Genomic DNA, 20,907 nt, shown 5'->3' with positions numbered 1-20,907 from the left:
AAATGGTTAAGTTTGGTACTGGTGGTTGGAGAGCTGTCATTGGGGATGAGTTTACAAGAGAAAATATTCAAAAGCTTGCAAAGGCTTTAGCTATGAAGATGCAGGATGAAGATGCAACTGACAAAGGGATATGTATTGGTTATGACAGAAGATTCCTTTCCAAGGAAGCTGTTATGTGGTGTTGTGAGGTATTTGCTCATGAGGGAATAAAATGTTACTTTGTTAATAGATCATCACCAACACCACTAGTAATGTATTATGTAATGGAGCATGAAATGCCCTATGGAATGATGGTAACTGCTAGCCACAATCCAGCAATATATAATGGAATTAAAGTCTTTACTGCAGGGGGCAGAGATGCAAATGAAGTTCAGACAAAAGAAATTGAAGGTTACATTGATATAGTTGAAAAGGAATGTGCTAAAGGAAATAAAGTGGAAGCTATGGACTATGATAAAGCCTTAGAGGAAGGCTTAGTAGTTGAATTCAATCCATTTAATGAGTATATTGACAATATAATAAAAGCTATTAATATTGATGCAATAAAAGATAAGGGACTTAGAATTGCTCTTGATCCAATGTATGGGGTCAGCCAAACTTCCTTAAAAACTATCCTGTCCATTGCAAGATGTGAATTAGATGTTATAAATGAGAGACATGATACACTATTTGGAGGCAAACTTCCATCACCTTCAGCCAGTACTTTGCATACCTTACAAAACTATGTTATGGATCGTAAATATGATATTGGAATTGCAACGGATGGAGATGCTGACCGTATTGGAGTTATTGATGATACAGGGAGATTCCTTCATCCCAATGAAATACTAGTTCTTCTTTACTACTATCTAGTTAAGTACAAAGGATGGACTGGCCCAGTTGTTAGAAACGTAGCTACAACTCATATGCTGGACAAAGTAGCTGCAAAACTAGGGGAAAAATGCTATGAAGTTCCAGTAGGATTTAAACATATCTCATCAAAAATGCAGGAAACTAATGCAATCATAGGAGGAGAGTCTTCAGGAGGATTAACGGTTCGTGGTCATATTAATGGTAAGGATGGTATCTATGCTGCAGCTCTTTTAGTTGAAATGATAGCTGTAACAGGAAAGAAGCTTTCTGAAATAGCAAAATATATTCAAGAGGAATTTGGAGCACTTTATATGGCAGAGCGTGATTATAAATTCAGTCATGAAAAGAAATCTGAAATTTATAATACTTTATTAGTGCAAAAACACCTTCCACAAATAGATAGAGAAATTGAAAGAGTCTCTTATCTTGATGGTTGCAAGGTTTACTTTAAAAATGGGGACTGGATAATCTGTAGATTTTCAGGCACAGAGCCACTTCTAAGAATCTTCTGTGAGATGGAATCACCAGAAGAAGCAGAAGCTATGTGTGATAAGTTTGTAGAGTTTTTAGGAATAAAATAATAAGTAAAATATATTAATATTTAAAGTTGGGAGCATCTGCCGAGGGTAGATGCTTTTAATTTTAGAATGCCAGAGTCTTTACGGTATTCCTTATGATTGAAAATAAAGGAAATAATTCGTATAATTAAGGTTGTGGAGGGTAATTATGGAAGAAAAAAAGATGGTTAGAAAAAAATCATTAAATAGAAATATTGTATTGTTTTGCATATTTTGTTGGTTAGTGCCTATAACTATTATTTATTTATCAATGACAACGTCCTATAAGGACAATATACAAGGAAAACTTAGAAATATGTTTGTTGAAAAGCTGAGAAGTACAGATGTATTCATTTCTAATTATTTAGATGAGGCTATTGATGCCGCAAGAAAACCATCCTATGAATACTATCTTGAAAGGGCTTGGGAACAATATAAAGCAGATGGTAACGAAGGACGAAATGATTGTTATATGAATATTAGCAGCAATTTAAGGAATAAGTTCTTTTGGGATAAGAGGTTCGATATATGTGCTTTCTATTTAGAGGGTAAAGATAATCCTTTTACATATTTATCAAGCAATAATTATCCTATGGGAAGCTATATGGAAGAGGTTCATGATGCTATTAATGAATTAAGAGAAGTGGATTCTTCTTATGCTGAGGTTATTGTTGTTGATGGAAGAATATTTATTGTTCGTAATGTTTACACAATAAGCTCTTACGAAAAGTTTGGAACCCTTGTTCTTGAGTTAAATAGAAAAAATATGTTTTCAGATATTACATTAGATGAAGGTCAGTTTTTGGGGTTATGCATAAATGATGCAGATGGATTAGTATTAAAACCAGGTTTTACAGAGGAGAAGAAACGATTTAATCTAGCGAAAGAAGTGCTTGAGGAATACTCTTCGATTTATAGAGATAAATTGATAATTAAACAAGACAATGATTATTATGCTTATTTTCTAGAGGAAAAGCATGATGATTATCATTTAGGGCTTTTACTTATGGTGGATAAGGCTGTAATTGATGCAGAGCTTAATCATTTATACAGTATGATTTATATACTTATTTTAATAATGGGACCAATACTGATTTTTATTATATATTTTCTAAAAAAGCAGATTACGGCACCAATTAGTAAGCTGGTGGAGGCTTCTAGGGAGATGGAAAGTGGAAAGCTTGGTGTTGCTATTGATGGAGAAGATATGCCTAATCATCAGTTCCAGTATCTTCAGAATTCCTTTAATAGGATGTCCAAGCAGGTTCAATACCTGTTTGATTATGCTTATGATGAAAAACTGGCAAGGAAGGATGCAAAGATTTTAGCTTTACAGGCACAAATTAATCCACACTTCTTAAATAATACCTTAGAAATTATGAACTGGCAGGCTCGTATGTCTGGAGATGTTACTCTTTCAAAGATGATAGAATCACTTGGTACTGTCCTTGATTATCATATGGATAGAGAAGATAAAAGATTAATAAGACTATCTGAAGAATTAAGATGTGCAGATGCCTATCTGTATATTATATCTATGAGGTTTGGTAAAAGACTTGTGGTTGAAAAGGAAATTGATGAGGATTTACTTCAGGCAATGGTGCCTCAATTAATTCTTCAGCCTATTCTTGAAAATGCTGTTGTTCATGGAATTGAGACAGTTAGTACAGGAGTAATAGAAATAAAAATATATCATGATGATAAAAAAATATATGTGCAAGTTGTGAACACAGGAAAGCCGATGACTGAAGAGGATAAGGAGAGAGTGAAGAAAATTCTATCTGGTGATCCAGATGCTATAAAGCCAGTTCCAGGAAAACATGCATCCCTTGGCATTAGAAATGTGAATGAAAGAATTAAGCTTATATACGGTAAAAGGTATGGGTTGACTATTGAGCCCATAGCAGAGGATAAGACCAGGTCCCTAATTACTATTCCTTATACTGAGGAAGATGACGAGGCTCGAGAGGAAATAATTTCAAATATAGCAAAATTAAACAAATAATGTCAAGTCGGTTCAATGATAATATTTCCAAGAGTTAGTATAATTATATTATAAGGTTACCCAATGAAAACATTTAAATCAGGGGTACTTAATAATGGGGAGGGAAAACAGAATGGTTAAATTGAAAAAAATATTAGCAGCAGTTATTACTACAACAATGCTTGCTACTATGGTTGCTGGATGTTCTAGCAAAGATTCAGAAGAGAAACCAGCAGATGGAGGAAGCTCACAGGAACAAGGCGGAGAAGCTGGATCACAGAAGGTTACTTTAAATACAGTATCAATGTTTGGTGGAACAGACCCTAATGCTGCAACTTATCAAGAAATCAACAAAGAATTTATGGCAGCAAATAAAAACATAACAATCGAAGATAATTCACAATCTTCAGATGAAGAGTGGAAAGCTAAGGTTGCTACAGACTTCGCTTCAGGAAATGAACCAGATGTAATCCAATTCTTCACAGATGCAACTGCAAACGCTGTTGTACAAACAGACAAATTAATGTCAATTGCAGATATTCAAAAGGAATATCCAGATTATGCTAAGGATACACTTCCTGCTGCATTAGATGCAGTAACTAACACAGACGGTGTTAAGAGAGCTGTACCAACTACAGGATACTGGGAAGGGTTATTCTGCAACAAGGATTTATTTGAACAATATAAAGTTGAAATCCCAACAGATTGGGCATCTTTAGTTAAGGCTATAGAAACTTTCAAAGCTAATGGAATCATTCCATTTGCAGTATCTTTAAACAATGTACCTCACTACTTCGTTGAGTTCTTAATGCTTTACACTGCAGGTGAAGAAGGTTATACATCTATTCCAGAGAAGGCACCAGCAGAATGGGTAAAAGGACTTGAGACTATTAAAACTTTAAGAGATATGGGCGCATTCCCAGAAGATACAGATACAGTTGATGAAGCATATGTTATTCAATTGTTCAATGATAAAAAAGCAGCTATGATTTTAGATGGTAACTGGAGAATTGGTGGAGTTACAGATCAAGAAAACACAGTTGTAACTTCATTCCCAGGAGTTGAAGACCAAAAAGCTCAAAAGGGCGCAATGGTTGGAGGAATGTCTTCAGGATTCTATATCACTAAAAAGGCATGGGAAGATGAAGCTAAGAGGGAAGCAGCAGTTAAATTTGTAACAGCTCACACTGATAAGGCTGGAGTTACTAAGTATTGGGAAGCAGGCGGAGCAACAGGTCAAGCTGCAGTAGCAGTAGATCCACCAGCTGACATGACAGCACTTGGAAAATCAGGACTAGAGTACAGCAAATCTGCTACATCAATTTCAGGACCAACAGATTCAAGAATTGATCCAGAAGCTTACAAATCTATCATTGCTAATGTAGTTAAGATTTCAACAGGAGCAGCTAAAGCAGAAGATGTTCTTAACGAAGCATTAAAAATGAGTGCTGAAAGAGCAAAATAAAAAATAAGACAGTGGCAGAGGGGTACTGAAACCACCCCTCTGTTTTTTACCCCAAATAAGGGCGGAAAGGTGGGAAATAGATGCTATACAAGAAAAAATGGCCACTTATAATCTTCTTAGTACCTAGTCTTATATTTTTAGTTGTATTTTTATATATACCATTTTTACAAAATATAAAAAACAGTTTATTTGATATGACTACACCTGTATTAATGCCAGGACAGACATGGAAATTTATTGGACTCGAAAATTATAAGAAAATGTTTACAGACCCGGATTTAAAAATTGCTGTTTGGAACTCATTAAAAATGATGGGCCTAACAATTATATTCCAAGTTGGCATTGCCTTTGTATTAGCAGTTTTAGTTAGCAATGTTAAGCGTGGACAACAGTTCTTTAGAACAGTATACTTCTTCCCAATAGTTATATCTGCAACTGCAATAGGTTTAATATTCAAGTTATTTTATAACTATAATGGGGGAATGCTTAACCAGCTTCTTGCTGTGTTTGGACAAGACCCAGTTAACTGGCTTAAGCCAACACTAGCTTTCTTTATGGTTTCGATACCAACCCTTTGGAGTTATGTAGGGTTTTATTTTGTAATTATTTTAACTGGACTAAGTGATATTCCAGATGATATCTATGAGGCAGCTTCAATTGATGGATGCAGTAAAGTTAAGCAGGTATTTTATATTACTATTCCTATGCTAAGAGGAGTGCTTTGTACTTGTATAGTTTTAGCAGTAACTGGAGCATTAAAGGTATTCGACTTACCGTGGGTATTAGTTCCAAATGGAGCACCACAAGGACTTACACACTTCTTGGGAACCTATATGTATCAAAGTACCTTTGGAATGAATAACTTTGACTATGGTTCAGCTCTAGCAGTACTTATAGTTATTCTTGGTATTGCAGTTTCTAAGGTAATTAACGCTGTAGTTAAGCCAGATAAGGATAGATAGGAGGATAGATATGGTAGAAAGCAATATAAGTAAGAAAACAAGAGCATTAAAAAACAAAAAAGAGAAGTCTTTTAGTTTTGGTAAGTTTGTCATATATGCAGTTTTAATTGTATGGGCTATAACAACTATATTTCCTTTTATATGGGTTATAATAAACTCATTTAAACCTTCGGCAGAGCTGCTATCTTCTTCCTTTAGCCTTCCAAAGGAGTTTACTTTAGCAAACTATGAAAATGCTTTTAATAATTTAAACATATTAAAAGCATATGGAATGAGTTTTCTTATTTCAGGAAGTGTAACTATAGGAGTTATAGTATTGGCTTCAATGATGGCCTTTGCTTTAACAAGATATAATTTTAAAGGGAAAGGCGTATTAGATGCGCTTTTAGTTGCAAGCTTAATGTTTCCAGTATTTTCAACAATCATACCAGTTTATCAAATGATGATTAAGTGGGGATTGTTAAATACTGTACCTTCAGTGGTATTTCCACAGATAGCAAGCAACTTAAGTTTTGCAACAATAGTAATGATGGGATTTATGAGAGCTATTCCTCTTGATATGGAGGAGGCTGCATATATAGAAGGTGCTGGAGTATTTACTGTATTTAGCAGAATTATAGTGCCAATCAGCAAGCCATCTATATCTACAGTAGCAATATTTAGCTTCTTGTGGTCTTATAATGACCTATTTGTTCAAACTACAATGATAAGTAAAAGAACAAAATATCCAGTATGTGCACTTTTGAATGAGATTAGTTCAAAATATGGAACTGACTATGGTCTAATGGCTGCATCTGTAACTATTATCCTAGTTCCAGTATTCATTGTTTACATTCTACTCCAAAAGAACATTATCAAAGGATTGACAGCTGGTGCTATAAAAGGATAAAATTGTTATGGTAGCATTGAATTAATTGGGGGAAAGGTATGTATAAAATAGTAATAATTGATGATGAACCGATTATTGTTGAAGGTTTAACAAGAACAATGCCTTGGGATAAGTGGGAATGTCTTGTGGCTGGTACAGCTTACGATGGAATAGAAGGACAGAAACTTATACGAAATGTAAAGCCCAATTTAGTTATAACAGACATTTCTATGCCGGGGATGAACGGTTTAAATATGATTGCTGGATTAAAAGCTGAGTTTCCAGATCTGGAAATTTCAATTCTAACTGGTTTTAGAGAGTTTGAATATGCACAGAAGGCTATACAGCTAGGGGTAACGAGATTAATTCTAAAGCCTTCAAGCATGAAAGAAATTGAAGAAGCTGTTAGTACCATGGTCGGCAATTTGAAAAAGAAGAATGTACATACTGATGCTGAAGAATGTGATGTGGATGTAAATGGTGCAAGCAGCTTTATAGTTAAAAATGCACTTAAGTATATTCAAGAAAATTATACGCGAAAACTTACTTTAGGAGAGGTTGCCGAAAAGACATATGTAAGTCAATGGTATTTAAGCAAGCTTTTAAATAAGCATACAGGTAAAAGTTTTTCCGATATCCTTAACCAAACCCGAATAAATGTAGCAAGAGATTTGCTAAAAAATCCTTCCATGCGTATTGGGGATATTGCCGAAGAGGTTGGCTTCATGGATATGGCTCACTTTTCTAGAGTGTTTAAAAAATTTGCTGGATGTTCAGCAAATGAATATAGAAATAAGCATAGCTAAAAAGAAATCCTTAGGGATTTCTTTTTTGAATTAGGAGTTAAAATTTAAGGAGAAAAACCAGAAGAGATAGCTATAGATCCATTTGATTACATGTATATATATGAAGGAATTCTTTTAAGAGGTGGAGATAAGAAGGAAGAATTAGAAGAATTAAATTCATTGATGAGAAATTTCCATGAAAACTTCCTTCAAATTGCAAGGGATTATGGTGAGAGTAGAAGTTATTATGAAGCTTTAGGACAAGATCCTAAGGCAAAGAAAGCCTTTGAGGCAGCAACTATTTGAACAGATGAACCAGATGGAATGATGTATTATAATGACCAGTATGCTGACATGATTTTTAATGAAGATTGGAATAGAAGAAATAAAACACACCACTACCATTTAATGGGTCTTGAAAATATAGGACTTGGTATGAAGAGAAGGGGAAAGAGTATTTAGAAAAGACTCTTGAACTTGATATGAATCATCAAAATGCAGGAATATACTTAAGTGGCATGTAGAATTTAGAATGAAGGAGGAAATCCAGCGGTGCTGGATTTCTTTTGTTTCTTAATAAAAAAACATCTATGTAACAAGAGCTACATAGATGTTTTTTTAGCTAGGATATTTCGAATTGTATATAGGTAATTAGCGGTCCATCTCCAGCTGCTTTCCAGTAGCTTTATGACCTTTAATGATATTTTCAATTTCGGCTAAATCTGAAGAAGGTAAATCTCCAGGTATAGTATTTTTTATTGAGCTTGTAGCGTTTCCATATTCAAGCATTTTTTGATAATCACCAGGGTGAGTTAAAAGTCCATAAAGAACTCCTGAGATATAAGCATCTCCACTACCAATACGGTCTACTACATCTATATTTTCATAAGGCTTCTCTTGATAGAATTTATCTTCTTTAGCACTGTATATTACAGAGTTAAAAGAGTGAACCTTAGGTGTGTGTACAGTGCGTTGAGTTGAAGCGACAATGGATATTGGATACTCCTCTGTGAAGCTTCTCATGATCTCTTCAATAGTACCTTCTTTTCCAAAGGTAAGTCTTGCTGTGTCTTCAGAGCAGAAGAAAATATCCACATAAGGAAGAATTTCTTCGATTTTAGCTTTAGCTTCAGCAGTCTCCCATAGATTACTACGGAAATTTACATCAAAGGAAATGATTGTACCATTTTCTTTGAATTTTTTTATCATCGCAACTGATGTCTTATAAGTCTGCTCACTTAGCGCAAGAGTTATACCACTAGTGTGGAAACAGCGCGTTGATCTGTAAAGATTATCATCGTAATCATCAGTACTTATTTTATTAATTGAAGTATGCATTCTATCATACACTATTCTAGGCTTTCTAGGATGAGCTCCATTTTCGTAATAATATACTCCTAATCTTGCATCACGGCTGCCGTCATATACAAGATAGTCATCACTTACTCCACAGAAACGGATACGATTTTTTATATATGTACCTAAATCGTTATCAGGAAGCTTAGAAATTATTCCTGTACGAAGACCTAGTAAGGATACACCTGATACTACGTTTAGTTCAGCACCACCTGCTTGCTTTTGAAGAGAATCTCCTCTAACAATACGTTCATTGTTTGGTGGCGATAAACGAAGCAATAGTTCGCCAAGTGCTAATAAGTCGAATTCCTTTTGTGTTGACATGATAAAATTTACCCCCTCATGCTTCAAAGAAGTTTCACAATGTGAAACAAGGTTTCATAATTTGATACTTATACTTGAATTATACTATCATATTTTAAATTGTCAACAGATTCAGATGAATGTATACAATTGTATTGAAAAATGTACAATGTGAAATGAAATTACTTCATATATATTACATAAAAGTAATAACTTGATTAGAAGTTGTTACTTAACAAAAAAAGAAATCCAGCAAAGCTGGATTTCCACCATAATTTTAAATTCTAAATTATTTTTGTATCAAATTTATGCTCAACATATTTAAGAAGTTTTTCACTGAATTCAATTTGTTCTTTATCTGCAGCGATTGCTTTATTTAATAAAGAAATAAACGATTTCTTATTACATCTTTGAATATTATTGTAATAATCCCTTGAAAGCTTCCAGAATTTTTGAGGAAAAGCCAGATAAGCAAGAATATATTTGTAGTCATCAAGGGTTAGGGAATTAGTCTGTTCATATTGCTGAAGATAGTTAATAGCCAGGTCAGTATTCCAACAGGTTGAATCTCTTCTTAAAAGTCTTCTCAAGCAGTAGGATATATCAAAAGCACTATAGTCATATTTGCATTTATCAAAATCTATTACATAAATTTCAGAATCCTTAACTATAAGATTTTTACTAACATAGTCATTATGGCAGATAGCCCTTGAAAGGTTGTCTAGGTTGATAGTATTAACTACTGAGATAGATATGTTTGCCAGCATCATGGAGCTTGGAAGATTTGCAAGAAATATTTTAGAAAAATAATCATTATATTTTTTAGCTAAATCCTCGGTATTGATAAGTTGTTGTCTATGTTTATTTAAAGAGTCTGTTAGATTACTAAAACCCATTTTGTTTTTACTGCCCAAAATTGGCATAAACCCTTCAGAAACTTGGTGAAGAAGTCCAAGATTTCTTGAAGTCATATTTAAATGATCGAGATTGTCAAAGTCACACTTGTCCCCGTTTATCCATGGAGTAAGTATAAAAAGCATATCATTATAAGTTACATATCTTCCATGATTTTTTGTTGAAAGAATTCTTGGAACATTAATGTTGTTTCTGTAAAGCCATTCGATTACAGAATAAATAAAGAGAAGTTCTTCAACGGGATAGTATACTTTTTTTAAACAGTAATCACCATGGTCTGTTTCAATACGGTATACGGCTCTTTGTTTATCCGTATCTTTAAATTTAACTTGTAAAATGTTCTTAGCACCTTCAAGGCCATAGTAAGGTAATACATTTTTTTTTATGTTAGAAGGACTTAAAAAGACTGCATTGGAGGTGTCTAGATTTAGGTTGCTCATTTCTCATCTCTCCTTAAAATGATTTATAATCATAAATTAAATTGGTAACTCATAGATTTAGACTCTCACTTATGTATATTTACATAAACTTATATCTTATGTGTATGCTAAAAATGAAGTAATTAGAATTGAAAAATATTTATGGAGTTTTCTACAATAATTTTAAAAATATTTGTAATTTGTTAATTCAGTGTGCTTATTTGATAAGAATATTATATTTAAATCTTAAAAAAAGGAAATTAAGGGTGAATAAAGAAATATATATTAATAGAAGATCGAGATAGTCTTATATCAAGCATGAATAAATTACCATAGAAGTTTGAGGGTGGTTTAGTATATAATGTTGTGTATTCATATTTTCTAAAAGTGCGAATAAAAATACATAGAATACTAAAAATATATTAAGAGCCTTCTGTTAAAATTAATGGAGTGTGATGGAGTATGAATGTTAGAAATATTATTGAGCAGCGAGAAGAAAAGTTTATAATTCCCGCAGGCGCTAAATCTAAAGACTCCTTGGGACGACAAAGCTTTGAAGAACTGGATGAGGTTCGAACCTGTTATATGGTAGACAGAGATAGAATTATACATTGTAAGTCTTTTCGGAGATTGAAGCGAAAAACTCAAGTGTATATTAAAACCTGGAATGACCATTACAGGACAAGGCTGACACATACATTAGAAGTGGCTCAAGTTGGCAGAACCATTGGAAGAGGATTAGGACTTAATGAAGATTTAATTGAAGCTATTGCTTTAGGACATGATATTGGACATGTTGCTTTTGCACATAGCGGTGAAGAAGTTTTAAATGAAATTCTACCTAATGGATTTAGTCATAATGAGAACAGCATAAGGGTGTTAACCAAACTTGAAAATAATGGTACAGGCCTAAACTTATCGAAGGAAGTTTTGGATGGCATATTATTTCATAGTGGTTTTTCGTCCACTGAACAAAAGTCACACACTTTGGAAGGACAAGTAGTTAAATACAGTGATAAGATAGCTTATGTTAATCATGATATTGATGATTCTTTAAGAGCTAAGATACTTTTTATGGAGGACATACCTAGGAATATATTGGAGGTTTTAGGAGATACTCATGGAAGAAGGATTGATACCCTTGTTAGGGATTGTATAAAGCAGACCAACTCCAATATTGAAGAAGGAAAGCTTCAAGTTGGCTTATCGAAAAAGATAGATGAAAGTTTTAAAGAACTTAGAAATTTTATGTTTAAAGAGGTTTATAATGGTAAACTTCTCAGAAATGAAAGAGATAAAGCAAAATTTATATTAGAACAGTTATTTAAGTATTTTTACAATCACCAAGATAAGCTTCCAGAGTTTTATAGAAATATATCTATAAATGAAGGAAAACATCAAGGAGTGGCAGATTACTTAAGCGGAATGAGTGATGAATATTGTATAAGTATTTTCAAAGATATTTTTATTCCTTAAGTAAGCCTCCAAATCTTTGATTTGGCTAAGGCGAACTTACTCCTTCGACTGTTCGTGAGAAGGAGTTTCCCTGTAAGCATTCAAATCTTTGATTTGGCAAGCAGAATTTTCACAGTATGTATCTTTGATTTAGATATTGAACTTGCTCAGGAGAATACTTCTTGTACCGTTTTTGAGGAGGAGTTTACTAAAAAGCATACTTCAAATAATTATAGAAAGAATAGTTAACAATATATTAATAAAAAAATTTTTTGAAAATTAGAAGGAAATACGAAATATATGTCGAATTATAAGTGCTGGGAATTGATTAAGTTTGTAGAAAGGTGCATGTAAATTTAAAAACCTTGATGAAAATTAAGAAGAAATTTCAAGAATTATTGAAATTGACATCAAGAATGAAACTTAAAGAAAGCACTTGCTCGTAAGGTGGGATACAATGTTTTCAGAAGAAATTATACAAAGGATTAAGGAAGAAAATAATATAGTGGACATTGTTTCGGAAACTGTATCCTTGAAAAAAACAGGTAAAAATTATTCGGGAAGATGTCCATTTCATAATGAAAAGACTCCCTCTTTTACCGTATCAAGTGAAAAGCAGATATATAAATGCTTTGGATGTGGTGAAGCAGGAAATGTCATAAGTTTCGTTATGAAGACTAAAAACTTCTCATTTCCGGAAGCTGTAAAGTTTTTAGGAAGAAGAGTTGGCATTGAATTAGAGGATGAGGAATATAGTAAAAAGAATTCTCAGACTCAAGAAAAATATAAAAGAATGTATGATTTGAATATTCAAGCAGGTAGATTCTTTTATACAAACCTAAAGAAAAATAAAGAACCATATGATTATTTAAAGCGTAGAGGAATAAGTGATGAAACAATTAAAAAATTCGGCCTTGGTTTTGCTTTAAATGATTGGCATGGCACTAGAAACTACTTGAAAAAGATAGGATTTAAAGAAGATGAAATTTTAGAATTAGGTTTGACAACAAAAAACGACAAAGGGAATATTTACGATAGATTTAGAAACAGAGTCATTTTTCCCGTGTTTGATGTTACTGGAAGGGTAATAGGCTTCGGTGGAAGAGTTCTTGATGATTCAAAGCCAAAATACCTAAACTCACCAGAAACACCAATTTTCCATAAGGGAACCAATCTCTATGGATTAAACTTAGCTATTAAGAATAATTTCAGTAGAACTATCATTATGGTTGAAGGTTATATGGATGTAATATCACTAGCTCAGCAAGGCGTTACTAATGTAGTGGCAACACTAGGTACAGCATTAACTGAAGGCCAGTGTAAACTTTTAAGAAGATATGTGGATACGGTAATTGTATCCTTTGACTCCGACGCCGCAGGACAAAAAGCTACTGCAAGAGGAATGGATATACTTCTAAAGGCAGGTTTTGAAATAAAGATTCTTCAAATCCCAAAAGGAAAAGACCCTGATGAGTATATAAGGGTAAATGGAAGAGAAGCTTTTTTAAGACTTGTAGATGATGCTTTAGGGCTTATTGATTTTAGACTTAAGGCAGCCGAAATAGGTATTGATTTTCGAAGAAAAGAAATGATTGTGAAATACTTGAAAATAGTATGCCCTATACTTAAAGAGCTAGATTCACTTGAAAGAGCTGTATATATTAAGCAGGTTTCAGAAAGAAGTGGAGTGAATGAAGAGGCAATTTTAAGAACTATGGGCGAAAATCGTTCAAATTCTTTAAAAAATAGCGAAAATCATAATATTAATGAAAAATTTGGGCAAAAATTATATTTAGAGCCCGGATACATTAAAGCCGGTAGAACTATATTAAAATTGAGTTTAAACAAAGAGCTTAGAGATAAGATTTTAAATAGTGTAAACTCAAAAGATTTTAGCTTAAATTCACATGCAATGATTTTTGACACTATTGTTGAAAATCAAGGAATAGCTGAAGAAGAACTTATGAAAATTATTGAAATGAAAACTATACAAGATAGTGATTTTACAAAAGAATGGGTTAATATTCAAGGAAGTAAAATTAATATAGATAAGTCCGACCTTGATAAAATGGTAAGTGACTGTATAGGTAAGATTAAAAAATACAAGTTAGAGGAGTCAAAGCGGAAAGTTATGAATGAAATCAAAAAATGTGAATCTAAAGGTTTGGTAGAAGAAACTTTAGCATTAGCTAAAGAACTTATGGATATACAAAAGGAAATAGCAAAACTGTAAGAAACTGAAAGGAGGTAGAGGGATGAAAGATAAAGTAGGAAAAGTAACATTAGTAAAGAAGCTTATTGAAAAAGGTAAGAAAAAAGGAAGTTTAACTTATAAAGAGTTAATGGAAGAAGTTGAAGGGATAGAACTAAGTCCTGAACAAATAGAAAAAATCTACGAAGTATTAGAGTCTATGGGAATAGACGTTATAGGTGACCCTCAAGAGGAAGAAGAAGAGGAATTAGAACTTGATATCTCCATACCAGAAGGGATTGCAATAGATGACCCAGTAAGAATGTATCTTAAAGAAATAGGAAAGGTACCTCTTTTATCAGCAGATGAAGAAATGAGACTTGCAAAGCTTATCGAAAATGGAGATGAGTATGCAAAGAAGAAACTTGCTGAAGCAAACCTAAGACTTGTTGTTAGTATAGCAAAGAGATATGTTGGAAGAGGAATGTTATTCCTAGACCTTATCCAAGAAGGTAACCTTGGACTTATAAAAGCAGTTGAAAAGTTTGACTATAGTAAGGGGTTTAAATTTAGTACTTATGCAACATGGTGGATAAGACAGGCGATTACAAGAGCTATAGCCGACCAAGCCAGAACAATTAGAATTCCAGTTCACATGGTTGAAACTATAAATAAATTAATTAGAGTTTCTAGACAATTACTTCAAGAGTTAGGAAGAGAACCACTTCCAGAAGAAATTGCAAAAGAAATGGATATGAGTGTTGATAAGGTTAGAGAAATCATGAAGATTGCTCAAGAGCCAGTATCTTTAGAAACACCAATTGGAGAAGAGGAAGATTCACATCTTGGAGACTTCATACCAGATGATGACGCTTTAGCTCCAGCTGAAGCAGCAGCCTTCACAATGTTAAAAGAGCAGCTGATTAGCCAGCTTAGAACACTTACTCCAAGAGAAGAGAAGGTTTTAAGATTAAGATTTGGACTTGATGATGGAAGAGCAAGAACTCTTGAAGAAGTTGGTAAAGAGTTCAACGTAACAAGAGAGAGAATTAGACAAATAGAAGCTAAAGCTCTTCGTAAATTAAGACATCCAAGCAGAAGTAAAAAACTTAAAGATTATTTGGATTAATAAACAAAGCCAGGAATTATTTAGTTCTTGGCTTTATTTTATGTCGAAAAATATAAGAACAAAATACTTTTTCCTTGGATATAAAATGAAAAACAGGAAAAACAATAGACAAAGTGTGGTAGATTATAATAAAATGTATATATGTATTTTTAGGAAGCTTCGACTTGGTTTACTAAGCGGAGTAAAATCGAGCACCAAAATCTAAGATTAAGCAGTTAATAAGGAAACTCCTTCTCATATACATTCGAAGGAGTAAGTTCCACTACCCAAATCATAGATTTACGGTGAATAGGAAACTCCGCCTCATATACATTCGGTGGAGTAAGTTCGTATTAACCAAATCAAAGATTTGGATACTCACTTAAGGAGGGGATTTTTTTGGAAAGATTCCATGGAAGAAAGAGATTAGAGATAATTCCTTCAATTTTATCTTGTATTGGGATAAATCTGATTGGAATATTTGTGATTTATGCAATTGATTCATATATAATGTTGAATTTAACTAAATTAGTTTTGTTAATATGTAATATATTTTTTATATATAATATAGGTGTATGGCTGACAGTTCAATATTTCATATCAGATGAAGAAATCAGAATAACAGCACTAGGAGGCTTTAAAAAGGTAGTAATTCCTATTGAAGATGTGCTAAGTTATACCACTGAAGAAGGGAAAATTAAAGGAATTGGTCTTTCAGGTTTATTTTCTAACAAATTTGCTGTTGGAAGAATAGCTGTAAAGGGATTGGGAACCACAAGAATGTTCGTTACAAACAGTTCTAAGGTTATTTATATTGAAACTAAGGATTTAAACTATGGAATTTCGCCTATAAATCCAAAGGCTTTTGAAGAGAAGTTAAAGGCTTTAAATATACCAGATGATGTATGGGAGAAAACTTATAATACGGCTCCGAAGATGTATAAGGACTGGAAGTTCATGGTGCCTATAGCTGTATGTGCTGTAAGTATTCTTTGGATTACCTTTGGACCAATACTTCTTTATATTTTAAATAAGCTTCCTGATGTTATTCCCTTATCTTTGGATGCATTAGGAGTTGCATCAGAGCTAGGAACAGATAAGCAGTTTGCTTTTAGTCAAATGACCTATGGACTTTTAAATATGGCAGTGTTCTTTTGTTTATATTATGCAGCTCAATTTTGTGCTAAATATGATAAGAAATCTGCATATAATTATATTTATGCAGCAGCTGTGGTTGCGCTAACATTTTTATATTTACAGTTAGTTTTAATAACATATAGAGTATAATTGAAATTAAGAATTATGGATGCTTCTCTTTGCCTTGCTTGGAGAAGCTTTAATTTTGAAAAGGATGATTAATTTTAAATTAAGGAACTTGTTTCAGTGAGAAAATGTGGATATGCTGGTCATAGTGAAAGTTACTGTTTAGAAAGTAGTTAAATTCTTTTAGTGGAAATTTGAAGGGGTTCATTTTTTATTTTAGAGGGCTTTAGTATTTATATGTTAAAATGTTTTAAATAAAATGGTAATGATATATAATTAGAAGTAAATAATAATAGTGATTAATGAAATAAAGTGAGTAGAGTTTAGGAGATAAAGATGATAATAAGCAGAAGATTAAAGTTAATAAGCGATTTAGTTAAAGATGTGGACAGCGTTGTTGATGTTGGGACAGACCATGGATATGTGGTTATTGATTTATTAAAGGAAGGCAGAGTTAAGAAGGCTATTGCCAGTGATATAAATAAAGGGCCAGTAGAAAGAGCAAGAAAGAATGTGGCTGATCATAATTTAAGTGATAAGATAGAGTGCAGATTAGGCGGTGGATTAACAACTGTTAAGCCTGGTGAAGTTCAGGCAGCAGTAATTGCTGGCATGGGTGGAAACTTAATCAGGGATATACTTTTAGAAAGTGAAGAAGTGTTTAAACAGCTGAATTATGTCATTGTGCAGCCAGTGCAAAATCCTGAAGTTTTGAGAGAATACGTGTATAAGCTAGGTTGGAACCTGGAGGATGAGTGGATCATTTTTGATGAAGATAAGTATTATGAAATCTTCAAGGTGAGCTATGGAACTAATCCTAAGACTGTGGAGCCAATATATAATGAAGTAAGTGAAATTCTTTTAAAGAAAAAGGATTCAGTATATAAAGAGTATTTAATGCATAAGGTAGCAAAGTATTCTAGAATCTATGAAGGGTTAAAGGAAGATACTGAGAATGCAAAAGCAAGAAAAAATGAACTGAAGGTAAAATTAGAGGCTCTTGAAGGATTTCTAAAGGAGTTTTAAGGTAGTTTAGGAGGAGAACCATGAAGATAGATAAGTTAATTAAAATAATGGAGACTATTGCTCCACCTAATTTAAAGGAAAGCTATGATAATGTTGGTTTGATGGTTGGAGATAGAGAAGCAGATGTGGCAAAAATCCTTGTGGCTTTAGACTGCACCTTAGAGGTTATTGAGGAAGCTAAGGCCTTAGGAGCTGATTTAATATTAAGTCATCACCCTCTTTTATTTAGAAAGCCTTCTACTATAACAACAGATACTTTATTAGGAAGAAAAATCATAGAGCTTATAAAAAATGATATAGCTCTTTATTCAAGCCACACTAACTGGGATTCGGTGAGTGCTGGAATAAATGATGAGTTTGTTGCTTATCTTGGCTTTGGTAAAGGTGAAATCATGGCTAAGAATCCTGTGGAGCCTACTGCAGGGATAGGAAGAATGGTGAACCTTGACAAAGAAATGACTTTAAGTGAAGTTATAGAAACAGTGAAGGAAAAGCTTGATTTAAACACTATACGCTTTGCAGGAGATTTAAATAAAACAATTAAATCAATTGCCTTTGTAAATGGAAGTGGCCAAGATTTTATGGATATGGCGGCTAAAAGAGGTGCAGATTTAATTATAACAGGGGATACCACTTATCATTTTGTTTCTGATTACAGTGAGATGGGTCTTTGTATAATGGATGTAGGACATTTTAATTCTGAGTGGCCAATAGTTGTGAATTTATCAAAGCAGATAAAGAAGCAGGTTGAGAGTGAAGGTGTTGAAGTGGTTATTTCTAAAAAGGTAAGAGATCCGTACAATTTTTATTAGTGATAAGTGAAAGATTAAAAATAAAAGATTTAGATAGAAATCCAGTGGTGCTGGGTTTCTTATTTTTTTATTATGAGCTTTGACATTTTAAAATTTTACAATTTAAAGAAGAAAAGTTTTATGATTGGAGTGTAGATTTAATAAGTATGATATAACAGGCAGCAGCTAGATTCTAAAATAAACAATTATTAGCACTATGATTTTAATAAATAAGAAATTATTTGTGTATGAGAAATATAATAAAGGAATGAGCGTTGAATATTTCTGCAACTGTAGTTTATGATGGTGGCATAACATTGTAGAATAAATAAGAAAAAATATAAAATAATTGTGATTTACTGCAATAAATTTAAACTGTATTAAATCTTTGTTGCAAAATGAAATAATCTGTGGTAATATGAATCTTGCGAGTAAGCCAGACAATCGCTGCTGAGAAATCAGGAGAGGAAAGTCCGAGCTCCATAGGGCAGGGTGCTGGGTAACTCCCAGTGGAGGCGACTCTAAGGAAAGTGCAACAGAGAGATACCGCCGTGCAAGGGGTAACCCTTGTAGGGTAAGGGTGGAAAGGTGAGGTAAGAGCTCACCAGCGCATTGGTGACTTTGCGGCTATGTAAACCCCATCTGGAGCAAGATCGAAAGCGGGACATTATGAGGCTGCCCGTCTCGTCCCCGGGTGTATCGCTTGAGCTTATTAGTAATAATAGGCCTAGATAGATGATTGTCAAATACAGAACTCGGCTTATAGACTTATCTCGTAAAAAAACACTGAAGGAGGCTTTTAAAGTTTACTTTGGTGTTTTTTTATGTGTAAATTTGTTAATGGTATAAATATGACATGATTATAGGATATTGATAGAGGACAGATAAAAAAAGGTAAATATGTGGTAAGTGTACTCGAATTATGGTATTATTTTAAAAGGACAAGTAGTTCAATATACAACTATATTAAATATACTGTATATAACTAAAATTATTGTAATTTATAGAATGAAAATAATATAGTTCAAGTTGGGGATGTATAATGGAGGTAAAAATGGAAAGATATAGTCTGCTAAATGAAAAGTATGAAGCAGTAAGAAATGACGAAAAAAGAATGTATGTTTTTGTAAAGAGAGTACTTGACTTAGTTTGTTCATTGTTGGCGTTAGTTTTAGGTAGTCCTATTCTTTTAATCGTTGCATTAGCAATAAGAGTCGATTCAAAAGGTCCGATAGTTTTTGGGCATATGAGAATAGGTAAAAATGGGAAACCGATAAAGGTTTATAAATTTAGAACAATGTATGAAAATGCTAGTGAAATATTTGAGAATTTTTCAGAAGAACAGAAAAGGGAGTATTATATTAACTTTAAATTAGATAATGACCCTAGAATTACCAAAATAGGTAGCTTCTTAAGAAAGACAAGCTTAGATGAATTACCACAATTAATAAATATCATAAAAGGTGATATGAGTATAGTAGGTCCTAGACCGATAGTTGAAAAAGAAATTGATAAGTATGGTATATATGCTAACAAAATGTTTTCTGTTGTGCCAGGGTTAACTGGGTATTGGCAGGCTAATGGCAGAAGTGATACTACCTATGATGAAAGGGTTCAAATGGATATGTACTATATAGATAATCGTTCACTTTTAATGGATTTTAAAATAATATTGAAAACTATAGTTGCAGTTGTGAAAAAAGACGGTGCTGTTTAAAAATACTATATAAGATTGGGGAGAAGACTTATGAAAGTTTCAATAATATGTCCATTATATAATGCTGAAGCATATGTTGGAGACTTGTATGAGAGTATACTAAAGCAAAAAAATGTTGAAATTGAAGAAATTAAATTTGTATTAACTGAATCTGTGGATAAGACTGAATTCATACTAAATGAAATAGGAGCTAGCTACGAAGTTGTTAAGAAAAAAGATTTTTCTCATAGCTTAGTTAGAGAAAAGTCAGCGATGGAAGCTAAGGGAGATATAATTGTATTTATAACTCAAGATATACAGTTAGATGGAGAAGAATGGCTAGAAAAATTAGTTCAAGGAATTATTAAAGGTGAATGTGAAGCAAGTTTTAGTAGACAGATTGGTTATAAAAATCACGGCTTGGAAAGATATATAAGGGAAGTAAATTATCCTAACCAATCTAGAATTGTTAGCAAAATGGATGTTGAAGAATTAGGAATAATGTGTTTTTTCTTTTCAGATGCATCAAGTGCCATAAAAAAAGATGTTTTTGTAGAGCTAAATGGATACGATGGAAAGAAACTTCCTACTAATGAGGATATGTACTTTGCCTATAAATTAATTATGAATGGATATAGAATAAAGTATGAAGCTGAATCAAGGATAATCCATTCTCATGAATATTCGGCTAAGGAAGTGTATTCAAGATATAAAAGTATTGGAAAGTTTTTTGCTGAAAATCCTCATATTGGAGATTTTAAAGCAACAAAGAAAGGTGCGGGTGTGTTAAAATACGTACTAAAAAGAGCTATCCAAGATAAAAATTATAAAATAATTGTAGATTTGTTTGTGAATTTTTCGTCCAGATTGATAGGGATGACTGTAGGTAAAATAAATAAGTAACATAGGAG

19 protein-coding genes and 1 other RNA gene are annotated in these 20,907 nt (G+C 33.0%); 18 read left to right on the top strand and 2 right to left on the bottom strand.

The window, feature by feature from the left end:
* The first annotated feature begins 2 nt into the window (after window positions 1-2).
* From BN1075_RS19625 to BN1075_RS21810, 8 genes are all read left to right on the top strand, one after another.
* Window positions 3-1,433 carry a phosphoglucomutase/phosphomannomutase family protein gene (locus tag BN1075_RS19625; protein WP_040194998.1) on the top strand — a complete coding sequence of 477 codons (1,431 nt, stop codon included), beginning with the start codon at window positions 3-5 and terminating at the stop codon, window positions 1,431-1,433.
* 145 nt (window positions 1,434-1,578) lie between these two features.
* On the top strand, window positions 1,579-3,414 hold the full coding sequence (locus BN1075_RS19620) for a sensor histidine kinase (protein ID WP_040194997.1): 1,836 nt from the start codon (window positions 1,579-1,581) through the stop codon (window positions 3,412-3,414).
* A 112-nt stretch (window positions 3,415-3,526) separates the two neighbouring features.
* Window positions 3,527-4,858, top strand: coding sequence for an ABC transporter substrate-binding protein (locus BN1075_RS19615; protein ID WP_040195370.1), 1,332 nt, complete (start codon window positions 3,527-3,529; stop codon window positions 4,856-4,858).
* A gap of 80 nt (window positions 4,859-4,938) precedes the next feature.
* Window positions 4,939-5,820: a carbohydrate ABC transporter permease gene (locus BN1075_RS19610; RefSeq protein ID WP_040194996.1), complete on the top strand. Its 882-nt coding sequence runs from the start codon at window positions 4,939-4,941 to the stop codon at window positions 5,818-5,820.
* A 10-nt stretch (window positions 5,821-5,830) separates the two neighbouring features.
* Window positions 5,831-6,709, top strand: coding sequence for a carbohydrate ABC transporter permease (locus BN1075_RS19605; protein WP_040194995.1), 879 nt, complete (start codon window positions 5,831-5,833; stop codon window positions 6,707-6,709).
* 38 nt (window positions 6,710-6,747) lie between these two features.
* Window positions 6,748-7,494 carry a response regulator transcription factor gene (locus tag BN1075_RS19600; protein ID WP_040194994.1) on the top strand — a complete coding sequence of 249 codons (747 nt, stop codon included), beginning with the start codon at window positions 6,748-6,750 and terminating at the stop codon, window positions 7,492-7,494.
* Between the two features lie 90 nt (window positions 7,495-7,584).
* Entirely contained in the window at window positions 7,585-7,779 is a 195-nt protein-coding gene (locus BN1075_RS19595; protein ID WP_040194993.1) for a hypothetical protein, read from the top strand.
* An 18-nt stretch (window positions 7,780-7,797) separates the two neighbouring features.
* Window positions 7,798-7,935, top strand: a complete 138-nt coding sequence (locus BN1075_RS21810; protein WP_156132846.1) for a hypothetical protein — start codon at window positions 7,798-7,800, stop codon at window positions 7,933-7,935.
* A 189-nt stretch (window positions 7,936-8,124) separates the two neighbouring features.
* On the opposite strand, the gene BN1075_RS19590 is transcribed toward BN1075_RS21810, so the two are convergent.
* Window positions 8,125-9,153, bottom strand: coding sequence for a sugar kinase (locus BN1075_RS19590; RefSeq protein ID WP_040194992.1), 1,029 nt, complete (start codon window positions 9,151-9,153; stop codon window positions 8,125-8,127).
* Between the two features lie 263 nt (window positions 9,154-9,416).
* On the bottom strand, window positions 9,417-10,487 hold the full coding sequence (locus tag BN1075_RS19585) for a CotS family spore coat protein (RefSeq protein WP_040194991.1): 1,071 nt from the start codon (window positions 10,485-10,487) through the stop codon (window positions 9,417-9,419).
* Between the two features lie 441 nt (window positions 10,488-10,928).
* On the opposite strand from BN1075_RS19585, the gene BN1075_RS19580 reads away from it, so the two are divergent.
* From BN1075_RS19580 to BN1075_RS19545, 10 genes are all read left to right on the top strand, one after another.
* Window positions 10,929-11,942, top strand: a complete 1,014-nt coding sequence (locus BN1075_RS19580; RefSeq protein ID WP_040194990.1) for a deoxyguanosinetriphosphate triphosphohydrolase — start codon at window positions 10,929-10,931, stop codon at window positions 11,940-11,942.
* Window positions 11,943-11,996: 54 nt separating this feature from the next.
* Window positions 11,997-12,170, top strand: a complete 174-nt coding sequence (locus tag BN1075_RS21805) for a hypothetical protein (protein ID WP_156132844.1) — start codon at window positions 11,997-11,999, stop codon at window positions 12,168-12,170.
* A gap of 208 nt (window positions 12,171-12,378) precedes the next feature.
* Window positions 12,379-14,154 carry a DNA primase gene (gene dnaG, locus BN1075_RS19575; RefSeq protein WP_040194989.1) on the top strand — a complete coding sequence of 592 codons (1,776 nt, stop codon included), beginning with the start codon at window positions 12,379-12,381 and terminating at the stop codon, window positions 14,152-14,154.
* 22 nt (window positions 14,155-14,176) lie between these two features.
* On the top strand, window positions 14,177-15,241 hold the full coding sequence (gene rpoD / locus BN1075_RS19570) for an RNA polymerase sigma factor RpoD (RefSeq protein WP_040194988.1): 1,065 nt from the start codon (window positions 14,177-14,179) through the stop codon (window positions 15,239-15,241).
* Between the two features lie 378 nt (window positions 15,242-15,619).
* Window positions 15,620-16,507, top strand: a complete 888-nt coding sequence (locus tag BN1075_RS19565) for a PH domain-containing protein (RefSeq protein ID WP_042387477.1) — start codon at window positions 15,620-15,622, stop codon at window positions 16,505-16,507.
* Window positions 16,508-16,819: 312 nt separating this feature from the next.
* The gene (locus tag BN1075_RS19560) at window positions 16,820-17,509 is read left to right on the top strand and encodes a tRNA (adenine(22)-N(1))-methyltransferase (RefSeq protein ID WP_040194987.1); all 690 of its coding nucleotides are present in this window, start codon (window positions 16,820-16,822) and stop codon (window positions 17,507-17,509) included.
* A gap of 20 nt (window positions 17,510-17,529) precedes the next feature.
* Entirely contained in the window at window positions 17,530-18,321 is a 792-nt protein-coding gene (locus BN1075_RS19555; protein WP_040194986.1) for a Nif3-like dinuclear metal center hexameric protein, read from the top strand.
* Between the two features lie 407 nt (window positions 18,322-18,728).
* Window positions 18,729-19,080, top strand: an RNA gene (rnpB, locus tag BN1075_RS21030) — RNase P RNA component class A.
* Between the two features lie 274 nt (window positions 19,081-19,354).
* Complete coding sequence (locus BN1075_RS19550; protein WP_081911706.1) at window positions 19,355-20,017, top strand: sugar transferase; 663 nt, start codon at window positions 19,355-19,357, stop codon at window positions 20,015-20,017.
* Window positions 20,018-20,047: 30 nt separating this feature from the next.
* Window positions 20,048-20,899, top strand: coding sequence for a glycosyltransferase family 2 protein (locus tag BN1075_RS19545; protein WP_040194984.1), 852 nt, complete (start codon window positions 20,048-20,050; stop codon window positions 20,897-20,899).
* Window positions 20,900-20,907 lie beyond the last annotated feature (8 nt).

The sequence above is a fragment of the Clostridium culturomicium genome, from assembly GCF_000821305.1.
Taxonomy (GTDB): domain Bacteria; phylum Bacillota; class Clostridia; order Clostridiales; family Clostridiaceae; genus Clostridium_J; species Clostridium_J culturomicium.
The sequence above is the reverse complement of the archived record's forward strand: the minus strand, read 5'-3'. Positions and strand labels throughout refer to the sequence as shown.